General features: G+C 67.1%; 26 protein-coding genes, 1 tRNA gene and 1 riboswitch. Of the genes, 16 read left to right on the forward strand and 11 right to left on the reverse strand.

Going from position 1 to position 22,099, the window contains the following annotated elements; translation table 11 throughout:
- Positions 1-36: 36 nt before the first annotated feature.
- Both LGN19_RS21730 and LGN19_RS21735 read left to right on the forward strand, forming a co-directional pair.
- Positions 37-1,365 (forward strand): aminotransferase class I/II-fold pyridoxal phosphate-dependent enzyme, encoded by a 1,329-nt coding sequence (locus tag LGN19_RS21730; protein ID WP_122944568.1) that lies wholly within the window; start codon positions 37-39, stop codon positions 1,363-1,365.
- A complete protein-coding gene (locus LGN19_RS21735; protein ID WP_226217045.1) occupies positions 1,362-2,036 on the forward strand; it encodes a GNAT family N-acetyltransferase in 675 nt (224 codons plus the stop codon). The genes LGN19_RS21730 and LGN19_RS21735 overlap by 4 nt, the downstream gene beginning before the upstream one ends.
- A gap of 23 nt (positions 2,037-2,059) precedes the next feature.
- Here LGN19_RS21735 and LGN19_RS21740 read toward each other — a convergent pair whose 3' ends face one another.
- Entirely contained in the window at positions 2,060-2,893 is an 834-nt protein-coding gene (locus LGN19_RS21740) for a class II glutamine amidotransferase (RefSeq protein WP_226217247.1), read from the reverse strand.
- A 206-nt stretch (positions 2,894-3,099) separates the two neighbouring features.
- The gene (locus LGN19_RS21745) at positions 3,100-3,429 is read right to left on the reverse strand and encodes a carboxymuconolactone decarboxylase family protein (protein ID WP_043189451.1); all 330 of its coding nucleotides are present in this window, start codon (positions 3,427-3,429) and stop codon (positions 3,100-3,102) included.
- Positions 3,430-3,558: 129 nt separating this feature from the next.
- Here LGN19_RS21745 and LGN19_RS21750 point away from each other — a divergent pair, with 129 nt between their 5' ends.
- From LGN19_RS21750 to LGN19_RS21790, 9 genes are all read left to right on the forward strand, one after another.
- A complete protein-coding gene (locus LGN19_RS21750; protein WP_226217047.1) occupies positions 3,559-4,506 on the forward strand; it encodes a cupin domain-containing protein in 948 nt (315 codons plus the stop codon).
- Between the two features lie 102 nt (positions 4,507-4,608).
- A complete protein-coding gene (yiaA, locus tag LGN19_RS21755; RefSeq protein ID WP_027788274.1) occupies positions 4,609-5,052 on the forward strand; it encodes an inner membrane protein YiaA in 444 nt (147 codons plus the stop codon).
- Positions 5,053-5,191: 139 nt separating this feature from the next.
- Positions 5,192-6,256, forward strand: a complete 1,065-nt coding sequence (locus tag LGN19_RS21760; RefSeq protein WP_226217049.1) for a glycosyltransferase — start codon at positions 5,192-5,194, stop codon at positions 6,254-6,256.
- A 64-nt stretch (positions 6,257-6,320) separates the two neighbouring features.
- On the forward strand, positions 6,321-7,337 hold the full coding sequence (locus tag LGN19_RS21765) for a hypothetical protein (protein ID WP_226217051.1): 1,017 nt from the start codon (positions 6,321-6,323) through the stop codon (positions 7,335-7,337).
- Positions 7,334-8,083, forward strand: a complete 750-nt coding sequence (locus LGN19_RS21770) for a hypothetical protein (RefSeq protein ID WP_226217053.1) — start codon at positions 7,334-7,336, stop codon at positions 8,081-8,083. The genes LGN19_RS21765 and LGN19_RS21770 overlap by 4 nt, the downstream gene beginning before the upstream one ends.
- The gene (locus LGN19_RS21775) at positions 8,080-9,237 is read left to right on the forward strand and encodes a hypothetical protein (RefSeq protein ID WP_226217055.1); all 1,158 of its coding nucleotides are present in this window, start codon (positions 8,080-8,082) and stop codon (positions 9,235-9,237) included. Before LGN19_RS21770 ends, LGN19_RS21775 begins: the two co-directional genes overlap by 4 nt.
- A complete protein-coding gene (locus LGN19_RS21780) occupies positions 9,234-9,851 on the forward strand; it encodes a phosphatase PAP2 family protein (RefSeq protein WP_226217057.1) in 618 nt (205 codons plus the stop codon). Before LGN19_RS21775 ends, LGN19_RS21780 begins: the two co-directional genes overlap by 4 nt.
- Entirely contained in the window at positions 9,848-10,795 is a 948-nt protein-coding gene (locus LGN19_RS21785) for a fatty acid desaturase family protein (protein ID WP_226217059.1), read from the forward strand. Before LGN19_RS21780 ends, LGN19_RS21785 begins: the two co-directional genes overlap by 4 nt.
- 69 nt (positions 10,796-10,864) lie before the next feature.
- Positions 10,865-11,272 (forward strand): DUF3592 domain-containing protein, encoded by a 408-nt coding sequence (locus tag LGN19_RS21790; protein ID WP_226217061.1) that lies wholly within the window; start codon positions 10,865-10,867, stop codon positions 11,270-11,272.
- A 102-nt stretch (positions 11,273-11,374) separates the two neighbouring features.
- Here the strand turns inward: LGN19_RS21790 and LGN19_RS21795 are convergent.
- The 9 genes from LGN19_RS21795 to LGN19_RS21835 form a co-directional block, all read right to left on the reverse strand.
- Positions 11,375-11,451 (reverse strand) — tRNA-Lys (locus LGN19_RS21795).
- A gap of 108 nt (positions 11,452-11,559) precedes the next feature.
- Positions 11,560-12,309 (reverse strand): tol-pal system protein YbgF, encoded by a 750-nt coding sequence (ybgF, locus tag LGN19_RS21800; protein WP_226217063.1) that lies wholly within the window; start codon positions 12,307-12,309, stop codon positions 11,560-11,562.
- Positions 12,310-12,328: 19 nt separating this feature from the next.
- Positions 12,329-12,841 (reverse strand): peptidoglycan-associated lipoprotein Pal, encoded by a 513-nt coding sequence (gene pal / locus LGN19_RS21805; protein ID WP_122944576.1) that lies wholly within the window; start codon positions 12,839-12,841, stop codon positions 12,329-12,331.
- Between the two features lie 17 nt (positions 12,842-12,858).
- On the reverse strand, positions 12,859-14,154 hold the full coding sequence (tolB, locus tag LGN19_RS21810; RefSeq protein WP_174957022.1) for a Tol-Pal system beta propeller repeat protein TolB: 1,296 nt from the start codon (positions 14,152-14,154) through the stop codon (positions 12,859-12,861).
- A 109-nt stretch (positions 14,155-14,263) separates the two neighbouring features.
- Positions 14,264-15,319 carry a cell envelope integrity protein TolA gene (gene tolA / locus LGN19_RS21815; RefSeq protein ID WP_122944578.1) on the reverse strand — a complete coding sequence of 352 codons (1,056 nt, stop codon included), beginning with the start codon at positions 15,317-15,319 and terminating at the stop codon, positions 14,264-14,266.
- Positions 15,316-15,765 carry a protein TolR gene (gene tolR / locus LGN19_RS21820; RefSeq protein WP_031399575.1) on the reverse strand — a complete coding sequence of 150 codons (450 nt, stop codon included), beginning with the start codon at positions 15,763-15,765 and terminating at the stop codon, positions 15,316-15,318. The genes tolA and tolR overlap by 4 nt, the downstream gene beginning before the upstream one ends.
- A 10-nt stretch (positions 15,766-15,775) precedes the next feature.
- Positions 15,776-16,453, reverse strand: a complete 678-nt coding sequence (gene tolQ, locus LGN19_RS21825; RefSeq protein ID WP_021157170.1) for a protein TolQ — start codon at positions 16,451-16,453, stop codon at positions 15,776-15,778.
- Between the two features lie 130 nt (positions 16,454-16,583).
- A complete protein-coding gene (gene ybgC / locus LGN19_RS21830) occupies positions 16,584-17,069 on the reverse strand; it encodes a tol-pal system-associated acyl-CoA thioesterase (protein ID WP_069247243.1) in 486 nt (161 codons plus the stop codon).
- 103 nt (positions 17,070-17,172) lie between these two features.
- Positions 17,173-17,919 carry an SDR family NAD(P)-dependent oxidoreductase gene (locus LGN19_RS21835; protein ID WP_226217249.1) on the reverse strand — a complete coding sequence of 249 codons (747 nt, stop codon included), beginning with the start codon at positions 17,917-17,919 and terminating at the stop codon, positions 17,173-17,175.
- Positions 17,920-18,099: 180 nt separating this feature from the next.
- A riboswitch (ZMP/ZTP riboswitch) is annotated at positions 18,100-18,200 on the forward strand.
- Between the two features lie 137 nt (positions 18,201-18,337).
- Between LGN19_RS21835 and glyA the strand changes: the two genes are divergently transcribed.
- From glyA to LGN19_RS21860, 5 genes are all read left to right on the forward strand, one after another.
- A complete protein-coding gene (glyA, locus tag LGN19_RS21840; protein ID WP_021157166.1) occupies positions 18,338-19,585 on the forward strand; it encodes a serine hydroxymethyltransferase in 1,248 nt (415 codons plus the stop codon).
- A gap of 6 nt (positions 19,586-19,591) precedes the next feature.
- Complete coding sequence (gene nrdR / locus LGN19_RS21845; protein WP_176049474.1) at positions 19,592-20,071, forward strand: transcriptional regulator NrdR; 480 nt, start codon at positions 19,592-19,594, stop codon at positions 20,069-20,071.
- Between the two features lie 153 nt (positions 20,072-20,224).
- Positions 20,225-20,788, forward strand: coding sequence for a GspH/FimT family pseudopilin (locus tag LGN19_RS21850; RefSeq protein WP_122944582.1), 564 nt, complete (start codon positions 20,225-20,227; stop codon positions 20,786-20,788).
- Positions 20,789-20,793: 5 nt separating this feature from the next.
- Positions 20,794-21,195 (forward strand): hypothetical protein, encoded by a 402-nt coding sequence (locus LGN19_RS21855; RefSeq protein WP_122944583.1) that lies wholly within the window; start codon positions 20,794-20,796, stop codon positions 21,193-21,195.
- Entirely contained in the window at positions 21,185-22,018 is an 834-nt protein-coding gene (locus LGN19_RS21860; RefSeq protein ID WP_226217065.1) for a PilW family protein, read from the forward strand. Before LGN19_RS21855 ends, LGN19_RS21860 begins: the two co-directional genes overlap by 11 nt.
- Positions 22,019-22,099: the final 81 nt, after the last annotated feature.

Raw genomic sequence — 22,099 nt, forward strand, 5'->3', positions numbered from 1 at the left:
AACATAGCGTCTTTTCGAGATACAGCGAAGGAAGCAATGGCACTGGGAGAGCATCTTCGCCAGCAACTGGCGGCGAAAGCGCTGAAACGGCAACTGGAGCGCGCGACCGATGCGGCCGCGGCACCGGGCGTGCCTGGCACGCTGGCAGCGCAGACCGCATCGGCGCGCAGCCGCTTCGAGTCGATGCCGCAGTATCAGCAGGTCCGGATCATGCGCGAGATGGGCGAGAAGCTGCGCGTCGACTCGCCGTTTTTCCGCGTGCACGACGGCGTGGCCGGTGCGACGACGCAGATCGGCGGCCGCGAATACCTGAACTTCGCGAACTACAACTACCTCGGCCTGGCCGGCGATCCGGCCGTGTCGTCGCGCGCGAAAGCAGCGATCGACCGCTATGGCACGTCGGCCTCCGCGAGCCGGATGGTCGCGGGCGAGCGCCCGGTGCAGCGCGACCTCGAGCGCGCGCTGGCCGCGTTCTACGAGACCGACGACTGTGTCGCATTCGTGAGCGGCCACGCGACGAACGTGACGGTGATCGGCGCGCTGTTCGGCCCCGGCGATCTGGTCGTCCACGATTCGCTCGCGCACAACAGCATCGTGCAGGGCGCGCAATTGAGCGGCGCGAAGCGGCTGAGCTTCGCGCACAACGACTGGCAGGCGCTCGACGAACTGCTGTCGCGCGTGCGCCGCGAATACCGGCACGTGCTGATAGCGATCGAAGGGCTGTACAGCATGGACGGCGACTTCCCCGACCTGCAGCGCTTCGTCGATGTGAAGACACGCCACGGTGCGTTCCTGCTGGTCGACGAGGCGCATTCGCTCGGCGTGCTCGGCGCGACCGGCAAGGGCATCCGCGAGCATTGCGGCGTCGCGCCCGACCAGGTCGACATGTGGATGGGCACGATGAGCAAGACGCTGGCCGGCTGCGGTGGGTTCATCGCCGGCTGCCAGCCGCTCGTCGACATGCTGCGCCACCTGGCGCCGGGCTTCCTGTACAGCGTCGGGCTGGCGCCGACGCTCGCCGAAGCGTCGCTGGCCGCGCTCGAGCGCCTGCAGGCCGAGCCGGAGCGCGTCGCGCAACTGCAGGCGCGCGGGCGGCAGTTCCTGACCGAAGCGCGCGCCGCCGGGCTGAATACGGGCACGAGCGCCGGGTTCGCGGTCGTGCCGGTGATCACGGGGAGCTCGCTGAAGGCCGCGCAGTGGGCCAATGCGATGTTCGACGAAGGGATCAACGTGCAGCCGATCTTCTATCCGGCCGTCGAGGAAAAGGCTGCGCGCCTGCGCTTCTTCATCTGCTCGACGCACGAGCCGGAGCAAATCAGCCGGACGGTTGCGGTGTTGTCGCGTCTCGCGGGGCGCAGCGCATGACGCTGGCCGGCGCGCTCGCGCAAGCGGCGCCGCGCGCCGGCGAGCGCGTGCGGTTTCGTGCGGCGGATGCGGCTGACGCGGCGGCGTGCGCGCCGCTCGTGTTCGCGTCCGGCGTGGCCGAATTCGGGTTCTTTCTCGGCGAAAGCGACGCGCGTTGCATCGCCTTCCTGCAGCAGGCGTTCCGGTCACGTCATGGGCGTTTCTCGTGGCGCCGGCATCGTGTCGCGATTGCCGATGACGGCGCCGTGCTCGCCGTGATGGCGATTCACGACGGGCAGCAGACGATGTTCGACGACGTGCATGTCGTGTGGGCATTGACGCGCTTCTTTGGCGTGCGCCGCACGATTGGCCAGTTGTTGCGCGGGCTGATCCTCGAAACGGAAATTCCGGCGCCGAAGCGCTCGCAGATCCTCGTCGCGCATTGCGCAACCGACGAGCGGCAGCGCGGCACGGGCATCTTCAGCGCGCTGTTTCGCGACGCGCTGGACACCGGCGCATTGCCCGCCGACGGCAGCCGCGACGTCGTGCTCGACGTGCTGACCCGCAATGTGCGGGCCCGCGCGCTGTACGAACGGCTCGCGTTCACTGCACTGCCGCGGCCGCGCGCTCGTTCGCGCCGGCTGCCCGCCGAACTCGATTCGATCCGGATGCGGTTGTCGCGCCGCGCCTGACGGCGCGTCGGGTGCCCGCGGTGCTACTTGTGCCGCGGGCTGAACGGCCGCTGCTGCACATCGGCGCCCTGCGCGACGATCGCCATCCCCTCCGGCACTTCCTCCCATGCCCCCCGCAGGTCGACGAGCGGCTCTGAGACGACCATGAACGCGTCGTCGCCGGCTTCGGCGATGCGCGGGTTGTGCGGATACAGCTCGTGCAGGTGCTTGAACGACGTGCTGTGGAACAGCGAACGCGATTGCCGCTCGCTCGAATAACGCACCGCGACGATCCGTTCGCCGTCGGTCGCGCAGATCGTCATGTTGAGCGGGTCGGCCACGCGATGCCGCGCGGCGGTTTCCTCGACCACGCCGACCATCCGCTCGAGCGCGGGCAGCGGTGTCTGCTCGAGGCCGTAGGTCAGCGCGAGGCGGAACATCAGTTCGGAGTCGGTCGACCCTTCGAGCGTCGGAAACAGCGCGGGATCGATCTTCAACGTCAGGTCGCGGCGCAGCTTGTGGAAGTCGCGGATCAGCCCGTTGTGCGCGAACAGCCAGCGGCCGTGGCGGAACGGGTGGCAGTTGGTTTCCTGGACGGGCGTGTCGGTGGCCGCGCGGATGTGCGCGATGAACATCCGCGAGCGGATCGCGCGCGCGGCTTCGCGCAGGTTGCGGTCGTTCCACGCGGGATGCACGGAGCGATAGCGGAACGGGAGTTCGTCAGGGTGCCCGTACCAGCCGATGCCGAAGCCGTCGCCGTTGGTGGTCGTCGCCCCCAGCTCCGAATGCAGGCTCTGATCGATCAGCGAATGCTTCGCGCGGAACAGGACGGTCTCAAGATGAAGCGGATTACCCGTATAGGCGAGCCAGCGGCACATGGAGCGCTCCTTCACGATGGATCGTTCGCGCATGGTAGCCGACTTCGCGGCGCATCCGCGACGGTGTGCGCCCGGCCGGCCATTCGGGCAGGTACGCTGGCCAATCTTCATACATCGCTTGCCCGGCGGCGCGCTGCGCAACCGGGCGGCCAGGCAGCCATTCGGCCGGGCGCCGCCACGCGACGGCAGCGCCGCGGCCGTCAGGTTCAGTCGCCGAGCGCGTCCATCACGCGTGCCGAATAGACGAGCGCCGCACCGGCGTTCAGCGCAATCGCGACGCCGAGCGCTTCCGCCACTTCTTCCTTGGTCGCGCCATGCTTGGCCGCTTCCGCGGTGTGCACGGCGATACAGCCGTCGCAGCGCGTCGTGACGGCGACCGCGAGCGCGATCAGTTCGCGCGTCTTCGCGTCGAGATGGCCCGTCTTGGCACCGGCGCCGGACAGCGCCTTGTAGCCGGCCAGCGTATCGGGCGACAGCTTGGCGATCTCGCCGATGCGCGTCGAGAGTTCCTTCCGGTATTCGTTCCAGTTCAGCATGATGTGTCCTTTCGAGAAGAGGTGAGGAGGGCGGCGCACGCCGCGATCTCGGGCGATGCAGGGCTATTCTGATCGTTCGCGCTGAGGGTTTCGATACGCTAGAGTGTCAATTTTTAGCGCGATCGTCTCATGGATGCGTTGAGTCAATTGCTGTCGCTGGGCCGCAGCCATGTCGAGCTCGACGTGCGCTGCCTGCTCGACGGGCCGTTCGCGATGCCGCACGACCCGTTGCCGCCCGGCGAGGCGGCGTTTCACCTGGTGCTGGCCGGAACCTGCCGGCTGCGTACCGCGGACGGGCGCACGCTGCAGCTCGCCGACGGCGATTTCGTGCTGTTGCCCGCGGGGGGCGCGCACGACCTGCTCGACGCAGGGGCGGGCCGGTCGCGGCCGGTTGCGGCGCTGCGCGAGCAGGGCGCCGGCGGCGGCGCGGTGCTGCCGGTCAAGTCGAATCTCGATCCGGCGGAAGCGGGCGGCGCGAGCGTGGACCTGCTGTGCGGACGGTTCGTCTATGCGCGCGGCGCGGGCGAACTGCTGATGCGCACGCTGCCGCACGTGCTGCACGTCGGGCTGCGCGAGGCATCGGGGTTCGCGCCGCTGCAACTGCTGACGAGCGTGCTGCGCGCCGAGGCGTCGAACGGGCAGCCGGGCGCCGGCGCGATCGTCAATGCGCTCGGCCAGGCGCTGCTCGCGTACGCGTTGCGCGCATACGGTCGTGGTGCGCGCGTGCCGTCCGGCTGGCTCGCGCTTGCGGCCGACGCGCGGCTCGGCCCGTCGGTGCAGGCCGTGCTGCAGGCGCCGGAGAAACCGTGGACGGTCGAGTCGCTCGGCGACGCATCGGCGATGTCGCGCGCGACGTACGCGCGGCATTTCCGCGAGCGGGCCGGGATGAGTGTCGGCGCGTTCGTCGCGCAGATCCGGATGATGCATGCGTGTGCGCTGCTGCAGGACACGCAGCGCGGGCAGGCGGAGATCGGGCAAGCGGTCGGTTACCAGTCCGAGGCCGCGTTCGGCAAGGCGTTTCGCGCGGTGCTCGGCACCACGCCGGGCCGCTGGCGGCGGGCGCAGCGCGAATTGTAAGACTGCAAGCAAGCCGTCTTGCCGTGTGCCAAAGCTGCTACCATGCGCGAAACGCAGTTCAACGAAAACGATTTCGAACAAGAAGAAAGAGAGGGCAAAGCAATGAACCAGACCACCATCCAGCAGCCGTCGTTCGCGTTCGTGGCCGCATCGTGGGCCGCGCTGCTCGCCGGTTTTGCAGCATTCCTGATCGGTCTCTGGAACGCTGGCATGCAGCTCAACGAGAAGGGCTACTACTTCACCGTGCTGGTGTTCGGCCTCTATGCGGCGATCTCGCTGCAGAAAAGCGTCCGCGATCGCGCGGAAGGCATTCCCGTCACCGGCATCTACTACGGCCTCAGCTGGATCGCGCTGCTGCTGTCGATCGCGTTGCTGATCGTCGGCCTCTTCAACGCGACGCTGCAGTTGAGCGAGAAGGGCTTCTACGCGATGTCGTTCGTGCTCGCGCTGTTCGGTTCGGTAGCGGTGCAGAAGAATACGCGCGACCTGCAGAACGCGAAGCCGCGCTATACCGACGCCGAATCGGCGCCGTCCGTCCAGGAGTGACGGCACGCGAAGCGGGCGCCTTCCAGGCCGCCCGTTTTGCGACGACGGTCGCGGGCGCCCCGCATTCGCCAATGCGCCGCGGGCTCCCCGCCCATTCGTTTCATCCATGCCGATGCGCATGACGATGGAGATATTCCGGATGCCAGACTTCCCTGAAACCACACGGCACACCCGTGCGGCTGCCTGTTCCGTGGCGGCGAAAGCCGCGCTCGTGCTGGAGACGAACAACCTGCGCGGCGGCGCCGGCCTCGCGCAGGCCGTCGACAGCCTGAAGCGCCTCGTCTCGGCGCTGTCGAAGCAGACCGTGCCGCCCGCGGCACTCGCACAATGGATCATCACGCACGACGGGCTGCCCGCCGACGCGTGCGCGGAGATCGCCGCGCTGGCCGGCCGCCCGATCGACTTCGTCGAGATCGGCGCGAGCACCGGCTACTACGATGCGAAGAACGACGGGTTCGACCGTGTCGACGCGGCCCGCTGCGACATCGTCGTGTTCGGCGATGCCGATTGCCGGCCGGCTGACGACTGGCTCGAGCACCTGCTCGCGCCGTTCGCGCGCGACGCCGGCGATGCACCCGTCGCGGTGGCCGGGCGCACCAGCTATGCGCCGAACGTGCTCGGCATCGCGCTGACGTCGATCGATTTCATGTATTTCCCGAGCCCGTTGCGCGATGGCGCAACGCGCAACTTCTACGCGAACAACGTCGCGTTCCGGCGCGACGTGTTCGCGCAATTCCGCTACGAGCCGCTCGACGGCGTCTATCGCGCGCATTGCCAGGTGATGGGGCTGCGGATGCAGGCGGCCGGCGTGGCCGTCGAGTTCGCACCGGCCGCGCACACCGAGCATCGGCTGCCGGACACACATCGCGAATCGCTGAAGCTGCGCTGGATGCGCGGCGAGGACAGCGTCGGGCTGACGCCGTATCTCGTGAACGCGTACCTGCCGCGCGGGTGGCAGTGGCTCGGCCGCAGCGGCCCGCTCGGCCCGTTCTGCGTGATGGCCATGCGGCTCGGCTACAGTCTGCGCGCGCTCAATCGCCAGCAGCTGCCGCCGCTGGGCGCGGCTCGCTATCTCGCGGCCGTCGGCGTCACGATCGCCGCATCCGCCGTCGATACGCTCGGCGCGCTCGCACGCGGGTTCGGTCTCGCCGGGCGCGCGTCGGCCCGGCGCGATCTCGAAGCGCTGTCCTATCACCGCCATTGAACCGGCGCCGCGCATCGCGCGCGGCCATGACACGCCGCCCCCGGCATCCATCCCGACGACGATCATGACTTCTCTCGCCACCCGTGTTGCCTGCCTCGCCCTGTTTGCCGTCAGCGCCGGCGTCCATGCCGCGCCGGTCGATCACGCAGGGCGCGGGATCTTCCACTTCGCGTCGCAAAGCGGCTGCCCGTTCGCGAGCGCGGCCGCGACGGACTGCAACCGCATCGCGCTCGATGCGCCCGACGTTCACGCGCGCATCGATGCCGATACGCACGCGATCGTCTTCTCGAGCGATGCGGCGCGCCGCACGAAGGACGTGCTCGGCGACGTGCTGCTGCAGGGCACGGGCGTCGACGGCGAGGGCCGGCGCGTGCCGCTGAGCGTGCATGTGCTGTTGCGTCGCGACGGCACGAAATGGGACCGCGACGTGTACGTCCATGCGCCCGTGCACGGCACGTTCACCGATGTCCGGATCGATCCGTATCGCGTGCGCGTGAAGGAGGGCGAGGGCGAGCGCGACGTGCTCACGCCGGACGAAACGCTGGCGCTGTTCGCGCATCCGTCGCTTGCATCGCGGCTCGCACGGCATCTCGTGAAGGTGAGTGCGACCGATCCGAAGCAGCCGTCCGCGGACGACATCACGGTCGCGCTCGGCGTCGGCGGCCTGACGAAGTCGGTTGCGCGTGCGAGCTTTACGTCGAACGCGCCGCACGATGCCGACGTCGATCGCGCACTCGCGTCCGGCACGTGGGCGATTCGTTTCGACGCATTGAGCAATCACATTCCGGTGTGGGTTGCACAGCGCGAGCTGTTCCTGTTCGGCCTCGACGGCAGTGCGCTCGTGACGGACATGCGCGCGCGCGGCTTCAGGAAGAACGACAGGATCGAATTCGGCGCACGCGACGGCGACGGCTACCTGCGCGTGAACGGTCGCGAGGAGGCATTCGCGGGTGCGGCAGCTTCCGCCCATGCGTTCATGCAGGAAAGCTTCATCGGCCTTATCCTCGGATGGCGTCGCGATCCGGCCGCCGCTGCGGCATCCGCGACGAAATCCGCGTCCGTACCGGGCGTGCCGGCATGACCGCGGCAGGTGAACTGCCGGCGTCGCCGCAGGCGGCGCACGACGCGCGCTTCGACTGTCTCGATGCGCCCGTGCCGCGCGGCGCGGCGCGGGTGCGCGCATACCTCGTCGATCGCATCAAGCGAGCGGCGATCCGGCAGCTTCATCGCAGCACACATGGCGAGCGCTGGGTGCTACGCATGTACCTGATCGGCGAGGAAGCGACCGAGTGCGCGTTGCACGAGGACTGGACCGGACAGCCGCCGGACTGGCTCGCGCCGCGCATCGAGCAGCATCTCGCGGACGAACGCCGCCACGCGGCCGCGTTCGCCGATGCGCTGCGGGTGCGCGGCGTCGCGCCGTCGACCGAACCGCACGAGCCCGACTGGCTGAGCCGGCGCAAGATCATGCGATGGCGCCGGCTCGCGCAGCGCCATGCACCGCATTTCGCGCAAGGCGTGCTCGTGCCGGCCTATGCGACGGGGCTATGCGCGGAACAGATGGCGATGCGCGTGCTCGCGCGCCACTGCGAGACGATCGGCGATGTGCATCCGCTGTATCCGCTGCTCTCGCGCGTGCTCGCCGACGAGACGCGGCACGTCAGGCTCTGCGCGGATACGCTGAGGCGTCTCGTTGCACCGTCCGAGGCCGCGCATCTCGCCGTGTTGCTGAACGAGATCCGCGCGATCGAAGCCGGTTTCGGCGTGACGGGCGCGCTGGCGATGGTCGCGGCCGGCTGGATCCAGTCGCTTCGTCCGCGCGCATGATGCCGCGGATCGTCTACTTGGCGACGGCCGACGCGCGCGGTCACCTGATGCGCGCGCAACTGCTTGTGCATGCGTTGCGCGCGGCCGGCGCAGCGGTCGACGTGCTGACGACGTCCGATGCGGGGCAGGCCTTCCTGGCTGCGTTCGGCGTCGACGCGACCGTGCTGTCCCGTCACTACGCGGTGCAGTTCGACGAACGGCAGAACATGCTGCGCGATGCGACCGATCGCAATGTCGCGCACTACGTGTTCAGGCCGACGCGCATGCTGCGCGACATCGCGCGGCTGCGTGCAATCGTCCGCGATGCCGATCTCGTCATCAACGACTCGTTTCATCCGGCGCTGCTGTTCATGGGCGCGATGCCGGGCTGGCGGCGCCGCGTCGTCCACGTGTACGGCGGCAGCCTGCGCCGTGCGTTGACCGCGAATTTCGATGCGCGGCTGCCGCGCGCGCTGGCCCGCGCGTTCGCACGGATCGTCGACTGGCAGATCGATTCGGCGCGGTGCTGCATCGAGCACGATTTTGCGTATGATGCCGCCGACGATGTGCAGCGATCGCACCTCCATTGCCGGCTGCCCACGCCGGTGGCGGTCGTCGCTGAGCGTCCGGCTTCGGAACCGGCCGCCGCAGCCGTCTATCTGAATCCGCATTTCCGCGACATCGCGCTCGCCGACGCGTTGTCGGCCGGCATGCGCGACGCGGGGCTTGCTTCACACCGCGTGGGCGAGGGCTATGCCGGGCACGACGGCTGGACCGGCGTCGATGCCGACTGGGCGACGCGCGCTGCCCATGCACCGTTGATCGTGTCGGCACCCGGCATGGCCGCGTTGTCGATTGCGCGCGTGTATCGCCGCCCGATCCTGCTCGTGCAGTCCGATCAGCCCGAGCAGGCGAGCAATGCCGCGCGCGCCGCACGGCTGCACCTCGTGCACCGCGTCGTCACGTGGCGCGGCGATGCGGTCGCGTTCCGGCGGGAAGTCGGGCAGGCCGCCGCCGAACTGATGCGCCATCCCGGCACGCAGGCAGGAACGATTGCCGGCCGCGAGCATGCGCGAGCGCGCGTGGAAGCGTGGACATCGCGCCTCCTCGCGCTGCGTCCGCGGGCGCAGGTGGCCGATGCGGATACGCGATGCGAGGGGTCGGCGCCACGATGAATTCACTGTCGTTTCGTGACGATCGCCGGCCCGATATCCGGCAGATGCTGGCCGCGACGTTCGGTATGGCAGCCGGCCTCGCGATCTTCTTTCTGCTGGAGCGCAGCGTCACGCCGCGCTACGTCTTTGCCACGGCGATCGATGCGCGGATTCCGTTCATCGCATGGTCGTGGTTCGTCTATGTCGGCTTCTTTCCGTTCGTGATTGCGCTTGCCGCGTATGCGCGGCCGCCCGCATTCGCTGCGTTCAAGGAGGCCGTGCTGATCGCGTTCGTGCTCGGTGTCGTGTGCTTCCTGCTGTTTCCGGAAAGCGTGCCGCGGCCCGACGTCGCGGAGATCGGCAACACGTTCGTGCGCCACCGTCTCGCGCGCATGTGGCAGCTCGATCTCGCGGCCAACGGCTTTCCGAGCCTGCATGTCGCGGTGACGTGTCTTGCCTGCCGGATGCTGGCGGACCGGCGGCGGAACGTGACGGTGGCGATCGGTTTGCTGATCTGCACGTCGACGCTGACGCTCAAGCAGCATACGGTTGCCGATGTGCTGGGCGGCGTGGCGCTCGCGGTGGCCAGTGCGCTGTGGGTCGAACGGCGTTCGCTGCGCGGGAGGCTCGCGTGACGGATACCCGCGTTCACCCTGCCGGGCCGAAGGCCGAGCTTGTGCGGTTCGTGCCCGATCCCGCGCTGTATCGTGTGAGCGCGTTGCGCGTCGGTGCAGCGCTGGCAGGCGACTGGCTGATGATTGCCGCTGCGTTCGCGGTGGCGATCGCGTTGCCGCATCCGCTCGTGTACGCGTTGGCCGCGATCGTGATCGCGCGCAGCCAGCTTGCGCTGGCGGTCATGATGCACGAAGGCGCGCACGGGTTGCTGGCGCGGAACCGGCGCGCCAACGATGCGTTGGGCCAACTGTTCGCGGCCGGCCCGCTGTGGCTGTCGCTGCGCACGTATCGTGCCGGCCATCTGAAGCACCATCGCGCACCGATGCAGTCGGACGATCCGGTCGCGCTGCTCTTTGGGGTACACGACTATCCGCTATCACGCGGACGGCTGATCGGCCGCCTGCTCGCGTACGCGTGCGGGATCGGCTACGTGACGAGTGTCGTGAAGCTCGCGCGCGGCGAGTTTGCGCATGCGTTGCCGAAGGTCGCGAAGTCGCGTGCGTATGCCGCGTGGGAAGTCGCGTCGATGCTGGCCGGCAACGGCGCGCTGTTCGGTGCGCTCGCATTGGCCGGACATCCGCTGCTGTACGTCACGCTGTGGATCGTGCCATCCGTCACGCTGCTGCCGCTCGCCGGACAGGTGCGCGCGATCTTCGAGCACGCGGGACTGCCCGCATGTGCCGATCAGAGCCGCAACGCGCGCACGATCGTCCGGCGTTCATGGCAGACGTTTCTGTTCGGCCCGCACGCGATTCATTTTCATATCGAACATCACCTGTTTACGCGGATGCCGTTCCATAACCTGCCGGTCGTGCATCGGCAGCTCGCGCAGCGGCAGTTGCTGCCCGACGGCAATCTGTACGCGGGATATGGTGCGGTGCTGCGCGACGTGAGTGTGCGCTGATACGCGGGTGGGGCATTGCTTGCCCCGTCCGGTGCGGGAGTCATGAGCGGATCGAGACCGGGAAACAGGATGGCCGACGAGACCAGCAGGTTCAATTACGTGGCGCTGGTGATCGGCGCGATCCTGGCGATGTGCAGCGCGACATCGATCGACGAACGTTTCGCTTTCATCGGGTCGTCCGTTGCCGTGCAGGGAACGGTTGTCCGGTTGACCCACGGCGAGCATCACCCACTGATCGCGTTCGTGACGAACAGCGGCGAGCACGTATCGTTTCCGGGGAGCTTCGTGACGGTGGAGGTCGGTGATACGGTTCCCGTTCGCTATGACCCGGCCAGGCCGCGAGCCAGTGCAGAAGTCGATACGTTCACGAACACCTGGCTCGAGTCGATCATCTTGATCGCTTTCACGATCGCATTTCTTTACGCAGGATTGACGGGGCAATCGCTTCGACCGGGATCGGGCGCCGGGCGCGACTGAGTGCGTCGTGAGCGTCATCGGGATTGCGCGCTCGACACGGCAAGCGACAGACGCAAAAAAGCCTCCGCATGGGAGGCTTTAATTTGCACTATCAAAGATAGTTGGTAGGGTGGGAGGGACTCGAACCCTCGACTCTCTGATTAAAAGTCAGATACTCTAACCAACTGAGTTACCACCCCACGTTCTTGAAACCTGTTGGCTCGTTGCTTCAATAACTTCTGCAGCGACCCAAAGAGCAAAAGATTATAGCGACGGGATGCTGAACTGTCAACAACCCGCCGCGATAATTATTTGATCGTCTCAAGCTTGCCCTGCGCCGTCTGCGCAGCGTTCGACCCGGCGTACTGCGAGACGACCTGCTCGAACGTCTTCTTCGCGGCCGCCTTCTGCCCTTGCTCCAGCTGGTTCGTGCCGATTGCCACGAGGGCGTCGGCTGCGCGCGGATGCTGCGGGAACTTGCTGACGATCCCTTGCCACGTTGCGGTCGAACCGCGGTAGTCGCGCAGCGCGTATTGCGCATTGCCGTACCAGTACTGCGCGGTCGGCTGGTAGGGGCTCTGCGGATACTTCGCGATGAACGCGCGGAACGAAGCCGCCGCCGCCTTGAAGTTGCCGTTGCGGAACTGCTGCTGCGCCGCACTGAGCGCATCCGTTTCACCCGGCTGCACGGTGCCTTCGACACCATCGATCGTCGCCTGCTGCGGCTCGAACTTCTTGAGCCGCGTGTCGAGATCCTGGTAGTACTCCTTCTGCTGCCGCTCGAGCGTCGTCAGCCGGTTCGTCAGATCCTCGTTCTCGCCGCGCAGCGTCGCAACCTGCTGGTTCAGCTGGTCGAGACGGCCGGATTGATCGAGGATCGTACGCTGGGCGGCCGACAGCTGGCTCGCCAGGTTGTCGGTCTTGCTGCGCAGATCGAGCACGGCGCGGCGCGCTTCGTTGTCGTCGAACACGCCGGCGTGCGCCGGCGCGGCCGACCACGCCGCGCCGGCGACGCAGAATGCTGCGGCAACGCGCAGCCAGGATACACGGTGCGTCATACGGCGATTCTTCCGTTACTTACTGTTGGTAGACGAGGTCGGCGCGACGGTTCTGCGCCCACGACGATTCGTCGTGACCCGATGCCTGCGGCTTTTCCTTGCCGAGGCTCACGGCTTCCATTTGCGAATCGTTCACGCCGAGCAGTGCCATCGCACGGCGGACGGCTTCCGCACGCTTCTGGCCCAGCGCGAGGTTGTACTCGCTCGTGCCGCGTTCGTCGGTGTTGCCCTGGATCAGCACGTGGCGCTGCGGGTGGCTCTTCAGGTACTGAGCGTGCTGCTGCATCAGCGGCTGGTACTCGTCCTTCACCGAATAGCTGTCGAAGTCGAAGTAGATGCTGCGCTTCGCGAGCGGGCTGTTCGGGTCGTTCAGCGGATCGACGTTCACTTGCGCGACGTTGTCGGCGCTCGGCTGCGTGCTGACCGCGCCCGCGTTGTTTGCCTTGTCGTCGAGCTTCACGCCCGACTTGCACGCTGCGAGCGCGCTGATCATCATCACGGCCAGGGCCAGACGAGCTTTATTCGACATCATGGTTACTCTCCTTGTGGTCATTGCATGAAGGGCCCCCACGACGGCTCACGAACGGAGCCGCCCTGGACGGACAGGATTTGCGGCGGCGCGCTGCCGTCGGAGGGCACTGCTGCCAGAACATTGCGACCACCCGACTGGGTAGCGTACAGAAGGTACTGGCCGTTTGCCGCGAAGCTCGGCGATTCGTCGCGATTCGTATTCGTGATGGCGTTCGCCGCGCCGGACTGCAGATCCTGAACGTACAGCTTGAAGCCCCCACCCGTGCGGGAGATGTAAGCGAGCAGCTTGCCGTCCGGGCTGATACGCGGACTCGTGTTGTAGCTGCCCGTGAAGGTCACGCGCTGCGCGGCACCGGCGCTTTCACCCTGTGCGGGCATCCGGTAGATCTGCGGCGCACCGCCGCGATCGCTCGTGAAGTAGATCCAGCGACCGTCCGGCGAGTAGAACGGCTCGGTGTCGATCGAGCTGCTCTGCGTGAGGCGGCGCAGGCCGCCGCCGGTCGAGTTGACCGTATAGATTTGCGTATTGCCCGACAGCGACAGCGCGACGGCGAGCGTGTTGCTGTCCGGTGACCAGGCCGGTGCACTGTTGTTGCCCTTCTGGTCGGAGACGATGTAGCGGCGGCCGGTCGGCAGGTCGTGGATGTAGACGATCGGCTTCTTGCGCTCGAACGACACGTACGCGACCTTCGTGCCGCTCGGCGACCAGGACGGCGAGATGATCGGCTCGGTGCTCGACAGCGCGATGCGCGCGTTCTGGCCGTCCGAATCCGAGATCTGCAACTGGTAGCGGTTACCGGTCTTGATCACGTACGACAGGCGCGTGGCGAACACGCCGCGCACGCCGAGCAGCTTCTGGTAGATGTAGTCGGCGATCTTGTGGCCGGCCGTGCGCAGCGTGGTATCGGTGGCCGTCAGCGACAGGCCGCCGAGGCTTTGCTGCTTCACGGTGTCGTACAGGATGAAGTTGACCTTGTACTGGCCGTTCGCCTCGCGGTTCACGCTGCCGGCGACGAACGCATTGGCGCCCTTGGCCTTCCATGCGCCGAGATCGACCGAGGCGCTCTCCGGCACGGGCGTGCTGCCGGCGTCGATGTTGGTGAATTTGCCGCTGCGGGCGAGGTCGGCGCGGACGATCGACGTAACCTGCTGCGGCAGGTTCGCCTCGTTCGTGAAATTCGCGGTGGCAATGGGGAACTGGGTCGACCCGACACCGGTGATCAGCACGTTGACCTGGGCGTTAGCGGCGCTGCCCGCCGTAATCAGACACGAGGCCACGAGTGCCCTGAAACCTAGCTTTGTCATCAAACTCATGCTTGTTGCTTCCCGTATGACTTGGATCGCTGCGCAACGGCAGAGACAGTAAAAATACCCGATTCGTTCCCGTCCGACAGCGACGCCCGGAGTGTAAGCGCATTTCCTTTCACTCCGCTGCCTTGAAGGTAATCGTAATGTCCGACGGGGTACGACCGTTAGAATCGGGCGGCAACGGGACCGATGCGTGGATCGCATTGACCACGGCTTGATCCCACCCCGAATTCCCGCTGGAACGGGAAACCGATGCGCTCAATACGTCACCGGACGGCGTGCACCGAATCTTGACGACGGTGGTCAGGCCTGCTCGCTCACCGCCCCAAACGATGTTCGGTTTGACGCGGCGGCGCACCTTGTCGGCATAGCCGGGCGTAGCGGCATTGCCGCCTGAGCCCGTGCCGGTGCCACTTTTCGCGAGGCCCTCGCCGCCGCCTTCACCGGCGCCGGACAGGCCCTGCATCTGTGCCAGGCGCGCGCTGCGCTCGCGGTCGAGCTTCGCGTTCGCCGCCGCGCTGGCCTTCGCGCGCGCCGTGGCTTCGGCCTTCGCCTTGGCCTGGGCTTCCGCCTTTGCCTTCGCGGCCGCGTCGGCCTTCGCCTTCGCCGCCTGCTGCGCTTCGAGTTGCGCCTGCTTCTGCTGCTGAAGTTTCTGCTGTTCGAGCTTCTGCTGCTCGGCGAGCTGCTGTTGCTTGAGCTTGTCGGCCTGCTTCTGCTTGTCGCGTTCCGCGGCCTTCTGCGCGGCGAGCGCGGCTGCCTGTTGCGCCGCGAGCTGCGCGCGCCGGGTTTCCTCTTCCTGCTGGGCCTTCAGTTGCTGCGCGCGGCGCTGCTGCTCGAGCAGCGCTTCACGCGCGGCCGCTTCCTGCTGCCGCTTCTTCTGCTGCAGCGCGATGTCGGCCTGCTCGTCGCGCACCGGGGGAGGGGGCGGCGCGACCTTCACGGGCGGTGCGGGTGTGACAACGGGCCGCGGCGCGGGGACATCGGGCACCTCGGTCCACAACTCGGCCTCGGCACCGGCCGGCGTGCTGTTCTGCCACTGCACGCCGTGATACAGGAACAGCGCGAGCAGCACGTGCATCAGCGCGGCGAGCGCGAACGCGCGCCAGGTGCCGCGCTCGCGGGGAGGCCGAGGCGGGTAGGCGGAGCTGCGCGTGGATTGCTGCCGGTTCATTGCGATTTGACGAGGAGGCCGACGCGCTTGACGCCACGCGCCTTCAGATCGGACATCACGGTCATGACTGCATCGTACTGCACGGTCTTGTCAGCCGCGATCACGACCGGCTGGTCGGGATGATCGGCCTGCCGGGCGGCGATGAAGCTGTCGAGCTCGGCCTTCGTCATCGTGTCTTCCTGGGTCGCGCCCGAGTCGCCCTTGTACTTGACGCTCATCGTGCGGTCGGCCTTGATGTTGACGACGACGGGCGGCGTCTGCTCCTGCGGCGCGGCGTTGCCGACGGTCGGCAGATTGATGATCGACGGGGCGACGAGCGGTGCGGTGACCATGAAGATCACGAGCAGCACCAGCATCACGTCGATGTACGGCACGACGTTGATGTCGGCCATTGCGCGGCGCGAGCGGCCGCCGCGCATGCTGGATCGGATGGGACTTCCTGCCATGGCGCGCTCCTTACTGGGCCTGACGCTGCAGGATGTTCGAGAACTCTTCGATGAAGGTCTCGAAGCGGATTGCGAGGCGGTCGATGTCGTGTGCGTAGCGGTTGTACGCGACCACCGCCGGAATCGCGGCGAACAGGCCGATCGCGGTGGCGACGAGCGCCTCGGCGATGCCCGGCGCGACGTTCGCGAGCGTGGCCTGCTGCACGTTCGCGAGGCCGCGGAATGAGTTCATGATCCCCCAGACCGTGCCGAACAGACCGATGTACGGGCTGACCGAGCCGACCGACGCGAGGAACGCGAGGTTCGCTTCGAGCACGTCCATTTCACGCTGGAACGACGCGCGCATCGCGCGGCGTGCGCCGTCGAGCACGAGGCCCGGATCGCTGATGCGCTTTTCCTTCGCCTTCAGGAACTCGCGCATGCCCGATTCGAAGATCCGCTCGAGCGCGCCGATCGTGTGGCGGTTGTTGGCCGCGCTCTGGTACAGCGCCTGCAGGTCGCCGCCCGACCAGAAATCCTTCTCGAAGCGTTCGGTCTGCGCGCGTGCGCGGCGGATCGCAAACCACTTGCGGAAGATGAAGGTCCACGACATCAGCGACAGCAGCAGCAGCAGCCCCATCACGGCCTGGGCCAGCACGCTCGCGTTGAGGACGAGGGAAATGATCGACAGGTCTTGAGAAGTGTTCATAGAGGTTTGAGTAACGTCCCTTCGGGGCGCCCGGTATGCGTGCGGCGCGGCGCGCCGGCCATGCCTGGCGCCGAACCTTGCTTAGTATCGAATCAGAAAGGCAAGTTCATAGGCTTTGTCTAAACGGCGCTCATGCGAGCTTCGTTGACAGTGCAGTCTGCCCGTCGTTGATGACGGGCCCGCGCTGCAGCGCGTCGAGCACGGCCGGCGGGATGGCCGCGGGCCGGATGCCGGTACGGTCGACGCAGCCGAGACGGATGTGTCCGGCCACGAGCAGCGTGTCTCCGCACCAGGCTTCCTGCGCGAATTCCACCGATGCGCGGCCGATGCGTCCGGGCCGGCTCGTGATCGCCAGGGTGTCGTCGAGTCGCGCCGGCGCGCGGTAGTCGAGCGACGTGCTGCGGACCACGAAGATCGCGTCGGTATCGTCGGCGAGCTGACGCTGGTCGATGCCGCATGCGCGCAGCCACTCGGTGCGGGCGCGTTCGAAGAACTTCAGGTAGTTGGCATAGAAGACGATGCCGCCTGCGTCGGTATCCTCGTAGTACACGCGCACCGGCCAGATGAAGCCGGAGGGCGCTTCCGGGGAGCGGGTAGGCTGGGTCATGGCGCGCATTCTACCGGAAGGCAAGAGCCTGATTCGTAACCGATTCGTAACGGAATGTAGTATGCCGTAGCACACTGCGGGCCGGCCCGGAAGGGGCCGGGCCCGCGTGGCTTCAGCCGCGGTGGACGGTCGGGCCGCCGGGCGCTTGCGCGATCGGCATCAGCTCGATCGTGTTGACGTTGACGTGCGCCGGGCGCGTCGCGATCCAGTAGATCGTGTCGGCGATGTCCTCGGGCATCAACGGCTGGACATTGTTGTAGACGTTTGCCGCTTTTGCGTCGTCGCCGCGGTAGCGGATGTTCGAGAATTCGGTGCCGCCGCACAGGCCAGGCTCGATGTCGGTGACGTGCAACGGCGTGCCGAGCAGGTCGGCGCGCAGGTTCAGGCTGAATTGTCTGACGAAAGCCTTGGTCGCGCCGTAGACGTTGCCGCCTGCATAAGGGTACGAACCCGCGACCGAGCCGAGATTGAAAATGTGGCCGCGACCACGATCGATCATGCCGGGCAGCAGCGCGTGCGTGACCGTGACGAGGCCCGTGCAGTTCGTATCGATCATCGTGTGCCATTCGTCGAGGCTGGCCTTTTGGGCCGGCTCGACGCCGAGCGCGAGGCCGGCGTTGTTGACGAGGACGTCGAGTGCCGCGAATTCGGCGGGAAGGGCGGCCGGCACGGCCTCGACGGCCGCGCGATCGCGTACGTCGAGCTCGAGCGGCAGCAGGGAATCGCCGAGTTCGGCGGCGAGCGCATCGAGGCGATCCTTGCGGCGCGCGGTCGCGACGACGCGGTGGCCTCCCTTGACGAAGGCACGGGCGATGGCGGCGCCGAAGCCGGCGGACGCGCCTGTGACGAACACGATCATTGCTGCTCCTGGTCGATGACAAAATAGCGGGTGGACTCCCGCAAGCCTACTGAGATTGCCGCACCGCGGCAAGGCGGCAAAGCGTTCCGGCACGGGCGCGTAGAGTCTGGCCCCAATTGCTTCCGGCGCACCGCCGTGCGGTTGCCTATTCATGACGCATCCAATACACTAACGCGCTCATCACCCCCGCGTGACTGGCGATAGAACCCTTCGGGTTCAAGGTGGAGCATCCCACCGTGAAGCGCGGGGCGCCGTTTTTGCCGTTCGCCTGGGCAGCCGTTGTGCGCCGTCGCGTGCATCGCCGGTGGCTGTCCTGCCTCGCGTCATACGGATTCTTCCGCCACGTCGAGCTGGTCCCGCCAGCAGCACACCGTACTCGGCCGCTCCGGTCCACCTGTACACACTTAACGGAAACCGTATGTTTGACAGAGCCCAAAGCACCATCGCGAACGTCGATCCCGAAATCTTTGCCGCGATCGAGCAGGAAAACCGTCGCCAGGAAGATCACATCGAGCTGATCGCGTCGGAAAACTACACGAGCCCGGCCGTGATGGCTGCGCAGGGCTCGCAACTCACGAACAAGTACGCGGAAGGTTATCCGGGCAAGCGCTACTACGGCGGCTGCGAATACGTCGACGTCGTCGAGCAACTGGCGATCGACCGCGTGAAGCAGCTGTTCGGCGCGGAAGCGGCGAACGTGCAGCCGAACTCGGGTTCGCAGGCGAACCAGGGCGTGTTCTTCGCGATGCTCAAGCCGGGCGACACGATCATGGGCATGAGCCTCGCGCACGGTGGCCACCTGACGCACGGTTCGCCCGTGAACATGTCGGGCAAGTGGTTCAACGTGGTGAGCTACGGCCTGAACGAAAACGAAGACATCGACTACGAAGCAGCCGAGAAGCTCGCGCAGGAACACAAGCCGAAGCTGATCGTCGCGGGCGCATCGGCGTTCTCGCTGAAGATCGATTTCGAGCGTCTGGCGAAGATCGCGAAGTCGGTCGGCGCATACCTGATGGTCGACATGGCCCACTATGCGGGCCTGATCGCAGCAGGCGTGTACCCGAACCCGGTGCCGCACGCGGACTTCGTGACGACGACGACGCACAAGAGCCTGCGCGGCCCGCGCGGCGGCGTGATCCTGATGAAGGCCGAGTACGAGAAGCCGATCAACTCGGCAATCTTCCCGGGCATCCAGGGCGGCCCGCTGATGCACGTGATCGCGGGCAAGGCGGTGGCGTTCAAGGAAGCGCTGTCGCCGGAGTTCAAGGCGTACCAGGAGAAGGTGGTCGAGAACGCACGCGTGCTGGCTGAAACGCTGGTGAAGCGTGGCCTGCGGATCGTGTCGGGCCGCACGGAAAGCCATGTGATGCTGGTGGACCTGCGCGCGAAGAACATCACCGGCAAGGCGGCGGAAGCAGCGCTGGGCGCGGCGCACATCACGGTGAACAAGAACGCGATCCCGAACGATCCGGAAAAGCCGTTCGTGACGAGCGGCGTGCGCCTGGGTTCGCCGGCGATGACGACGCGCGGCTTTGGTCCGGCGGAAGCGGAACAGGTAGGTAACCTGATCGCGGACGTGCTGGACAACCCGGAAGATGCAGCGACGATCGAGCGCGTGCGCGCGCAGGTCGCCGAGCTGACCAAGCGTTTCCCGGTCTATCGCTGATCGACGATGCGCTGCCCGTTCTGCCGGCATGACGACACGCAGGTCGTGGATTCCCGCGTGTCCGAAGATGGCGCCGCGATCCGGCGGCGCCGTCGCTGCTCGGCTTGCGACAAGCGCTTCACGACGTACGAGCGGGTCGAGCTGTCCCTGCCGTTCGTCGTGAAGAAGGACGGCAGCCGCACGGAATTCGACCGTCGCAAGATCGTCGCCAGCATGCAACTCGCGCTGCGCAAGCGGCCGGTTGCTGCCGACGCGATCGACGCGGCGGTTGCCCGCATCGAATATCAACTGCTCGCGACAGGCGAGCGCGAAGTGCGTAGCGAGAAGCTCGGCGAACTCGTGATGAACGAGTTGCGCGGCCTCGATACGATCGCTTATGTCCGCTTCGCATCGGTGTATCGCCGGTTCGAGGACGTTTCCGAATTTGCCGACGTGATCGAAGAGTTCCGTCGCGCCTCTCCCACCAAGACTCCGCGTAAGCGCTGACGCGCTGCGTCCGTTCATCGTCTTCTCCGTTGGGTCAGTTCGCACCGATTGTGTCGGTCGCGATCGCATGCAACCAGTCGGCCATTCGGCAAATGGTGCGCGTCCGCACACGTCGCTACAGTCGTCGCATCACCTTGGCAAAGGACGACTGCGATGGCACTGCACGCTCAACCCCTGAAATATGTGATGCGACGCTCGGGCGGGTTCACGCTCGTCGAGCTGATGGTCGCCATCTCGCTGGCGGCCGGGCTCGCGCTCTATGCGGCGCCCGCATTCGACCAGTGGCGCATGCGCGAACGCGTGGATGCACGCTCGCGCGCGTTGCTCGGCGCGCTGTCGTTTGCGCGCACCGAGGCGACGCGTCTCGGCGTGCGCGTCACGCTGTGCCGGGCCGCGAGCGGCGGCACCTGCCTGCGTGCCGGTGAGCGGTGCGCTCCGGCGGAATGGTCGTGCGACTGGATCGTCAGCGGGCAGGTCGACGGGCAGTCGCGCGTGCTGCGGCGCTATCCGCACGATGCCGAAGTGGCCGTCGCGGGTGCCGCGCACGATCTCGCGTTCGCACCGCCGGTCGGTCAGGCAATCGGTGGCATCCGGCGTTTCGAATTGCGTCCGCGACGCGACGAGCCGGGGGCGGGCGACGCGCGTGTATCGCGTTGCGTGCGGATCGCGGCAGGCGGTCGGGCCCGGGTTGTCGCCGGCCGCTGCGACGCGGCGTGAGCACCATGCGCAACGCCATGCGCGGCACATCGCTGATCGAAGCGATACTGGCCATCGCGCTGCTCGCGACCGTGATGCTGGCTGTAGCGGGCAGCCAGCTTGCGATGGCGCGTGCGCAGCGCGCGACGATCTGGCGCGAACGCGCGCTGTGGCTGGCCGATGCGCGTATCGAGCGCTTGCACGTCGCCGCCGGGGCCGACGATGGCCTCGCGGCGCGGGCTGCGGCGTCGCTGCCCGGCGGCGCGATGACGCGCGGTGACGGGCCGGATGGTGTCCGCTACGCGGTTGTCGGCTGGCGCGGCGGCAATGCGGCTACCGGGTCGCGATGCGAAGCGGCGGGCAGGTCGGTGCAGCCGCCGTCATGCGTCCGGATTCCGTATCGGGAGACCGACGCCGATGAACGCTGATCGCCGCATGCGCGCGCATACGCTGCTCGAAGTGTTGATTGCGATGACCGTCGGTCTGCTCGTGCTCGTGGCGGCCGGCGCGTTGTACCACGCGCAGCGCGTCGCACAGCGCCGCGCGGACGACGGGTTCCGGATGCGCGATGCAGCCGCCACGGCACTGATGCTGATCGGCCAGCAGATCCAGATGGCCGGTTTCCGGCCGCTCGATGCGAAAAGGGTGTCGTCGTTGCCGCCCGTGTTCGGCTGTTCGATGGCGCGCGTGAGGGGCGATGGCGCACAGGTACGGTGCGAGCCGGTGCGCGCTGCGTCGGACGCGCTGCTGATCCGGTATGTCGGCGATGCCGTGTCGACGTGGTCCACCGTAAGCGGCCAGGTGTCGGATTGCCTCGGGCAGGGTGTCGGCGTGTCCGGCGAACGTGCGCCGGTGGAGAACCGCTTCGACGTCCATGTCAGTCCGTCGACGGGCGAGCCCGAACTGTATTGCGAAGGAAACGGTCGTCCGGGTACGCCGCAGCCGGTTGTGTCGGGAATCGATCAGTTGCGGGTGCGTTATCTACGTCGCGGCGGCACGCAGTTCGTCGATGCCGGTGCAATGCGGGGCGACGATTGGCCCGATGTCGTGGCCGTGCACGTCTGCGTGCGTGCGCGTGGCGAACCGGCGGGCGAGCCGGCGCGACACGTCGATTGCGACGGCCGCACTGTCGTTGCGCAAGACGGCCGTGCGCGTCTGACGCTCGATCGCATCGTCGCGTTGAGGAATGCAGAATACGCATTCGGCGAAACGTTGCGCAATGCAACGCATGAACGCGAGGTGCCGGGATGAACGGAGCGGGACAGTACGCGGCGAAGAGATCGCGATGCGTCGCGGCAGGCGACCCGCATGAGTCTGTCGCGACGCATGGCG

Source organism: Burkholderia sp. AU30198 (genome assembly GCF_020419825.1).
In the GTDB taxonomy this organism is placed as follows: Bacteria; Pseudomonadota; Gammaproteobacteria; order Burkholderiales; family Burkholderiaceae; genus Burkholderia.

Excerpts from the sequence above, each read along its gene's own strand:
- LGN19_RS21745 (WP_043189451.1), bottom strand. The coding sequence starts at position 3,429 with ATGCTGAACTGGAACGAATACCGGAAGGAACTCTCGACGCGCATCGGC.
- LGN19_RS21850 (WP_122944582.1), top strand. The coding sequence starts at position 20,225 with ATGGCACTGCACGCTCAACCCCTGAAATATGTGATGCGACGCTCGGGC.
- LGN19_RS21835 (WP_226217249.1), bottom strand. The coding sequence starts at position 17,919 with ATGATCGTGTTCGTCACAGGCGCGTCCGCCGGCTTCGGCGCCGCCATC.
- yiaA (WP_027788274.1), top strand. The coding sequence starts at position 4,609 with ATGAACCAGACCACCATCCAGCAGCCGTCGTTCGCGTTCGTGGCCGCA.
- LGN19_RS21790 (WP_226217061.1), top strand. The coding sequence starts at position 10,865 with ATGGCCGACGAGACCAGCAGGTTCAATTACGTGGCGCTGGTGATCGGC.
- pal (WP_122944576.1), bottom strand. The coding sequence starts at position 12,841 with ATGATGTCGAATAAAGCTCGTCTGGCCCTGGCCGTGATGATGATCAGC.
- glyA (WP_021157166.1), top strand. The coding sequence starts at position 18,338 with ATGTTTGACAGAGCCCAAAGCACCATCGCGAACGTCGATCCCGAAATC.
- LGN19_RS21750 (WP_226217047.1), top strand. The coding sequence starts at position 3,559 with ATGGATGCGTTGAGTCAATTGCTGTCGCTGGGCCGCAGCCATGTCGAG.
- nrdR (WP_176049474.1), top strand. The coding sequence starts at position 19,592 with ATGCGCTGCCCGTTCTGCCGGCATGACGACACGCAGGTCGTGGATTCC.
- LGN19_RS21780 (WP_226217057.1), top strand. The coding sequence starts at position 9,234 with ATGAATTCACTGTCGTTTCGTGACGATCGCCGGCCCGATATCCGGCAG.
- tolQ (WP_021157170.1), bottom strand. The coding sequence starts at position 16,453 with ATGAACACTTCTCAAGACCTGTCGATCATTTCCCTCGTCCTCAACGCG.
- LGN19_RS21740 (WP_226217247.1), bottom strand. The coding sequence starts at position 2,893 with ATGTGCCGCTGGCTCGCCTATACGGGTAATCCGCTTCATCTTGAGACC.
- LGN19_RS21855 (WP_122944583.1), top strand. The coding sequence starts at position 20,794 with ATGCGCAACGCCATGCGCGGCACATCGCTGATCGAAGCGATACTGGCC.
- tolB (WP_174957022.1), bottom strand. The coding sequence starts at position 14,154 with ATGAGTTTGATGACAAAGCTAGGTTTCAGGGCACTCGTGGCCTCGTGT.
- LGN19_RS21860 (WP_226217065.1), top strand. The coding sequence starts at position 21,185 with ATGAACGCTGATCGCCGCATGCGCGCGCATACGCTGCTCGAAGTGTTG.
- LGN19_RS21765 (WP_226217051.1), top strand. The coding sequence starts at position 6,321 with ATGACTTCTCTCGCCACCCGTGTTGCCTGCCTCGCCCTGTTTGCCGTC.
- LGN19_RS21730 (WP_122944568.1), top strand. The coding sequence starts at position 37 with ATGGCACTGGGAGAGCATCTTCGCCAGCAACTGGCGGCGAAAGCGCTG.
- tolA (WP_122944578.1), bottom strand. The coding sequence starts at position 15,319 with ATGAACCGGCAGCAATCCACGCGCAGCTCCGCCTACCCGCCTCGGCCT.
- LGN19_RS21770 (WP_226217053.1), top strand. The coding sequence starts at position 7,334 with ATGACCGCGGCAGGTGAACTGCCGGCGTCGCCGCAGGCGGCGCACGAC.
- ybgC (WP_069247243.1), bottom strand. The coding sequence starts at position 17,069 with ATGCGCGCCATGACCCAGCCTACCCGCTCCCCGGAAGCGCCCTCCGGC.
- LGN19_RS21775 (WP_226217055.1), top strand. The coding sequence starts at position 8,080 with ATGATGCCGCGGATCGTCTACTTGGCGACGGCCGACGCGCGCGGTCAC.
- LGN19_RS21760 (WP_226217049.1), top strand. The coding sequence starts at position 5,192 with ATGCCAGACTTCCCTGAAACCACACGGCACACCCGTGCGGCTGCCTGT.
- ybgF (WP_226217063.1), bottom strand. The coding sequence starts at position 12,309 with ATGACGCACCGTGTATCCTGGCTGCGCGTTGCCGCAGCATTCTGCGTC.
- LGN19_RS21735 (WP_226217045.1), top strand. The coding sequence starts at position 1,362 with ATGACGCTGGCCGGCGCGCTCGCGCAAGCGGCGCCGCGCGCCGGCGAG.
- tolR (WP_031399575.1), bottom strand. The coding sequence starts at position 15,765 with ATGGCAGGAAGTCCCATCCGATCCAGCATGCGCGGCGGCCGCTCGCGC.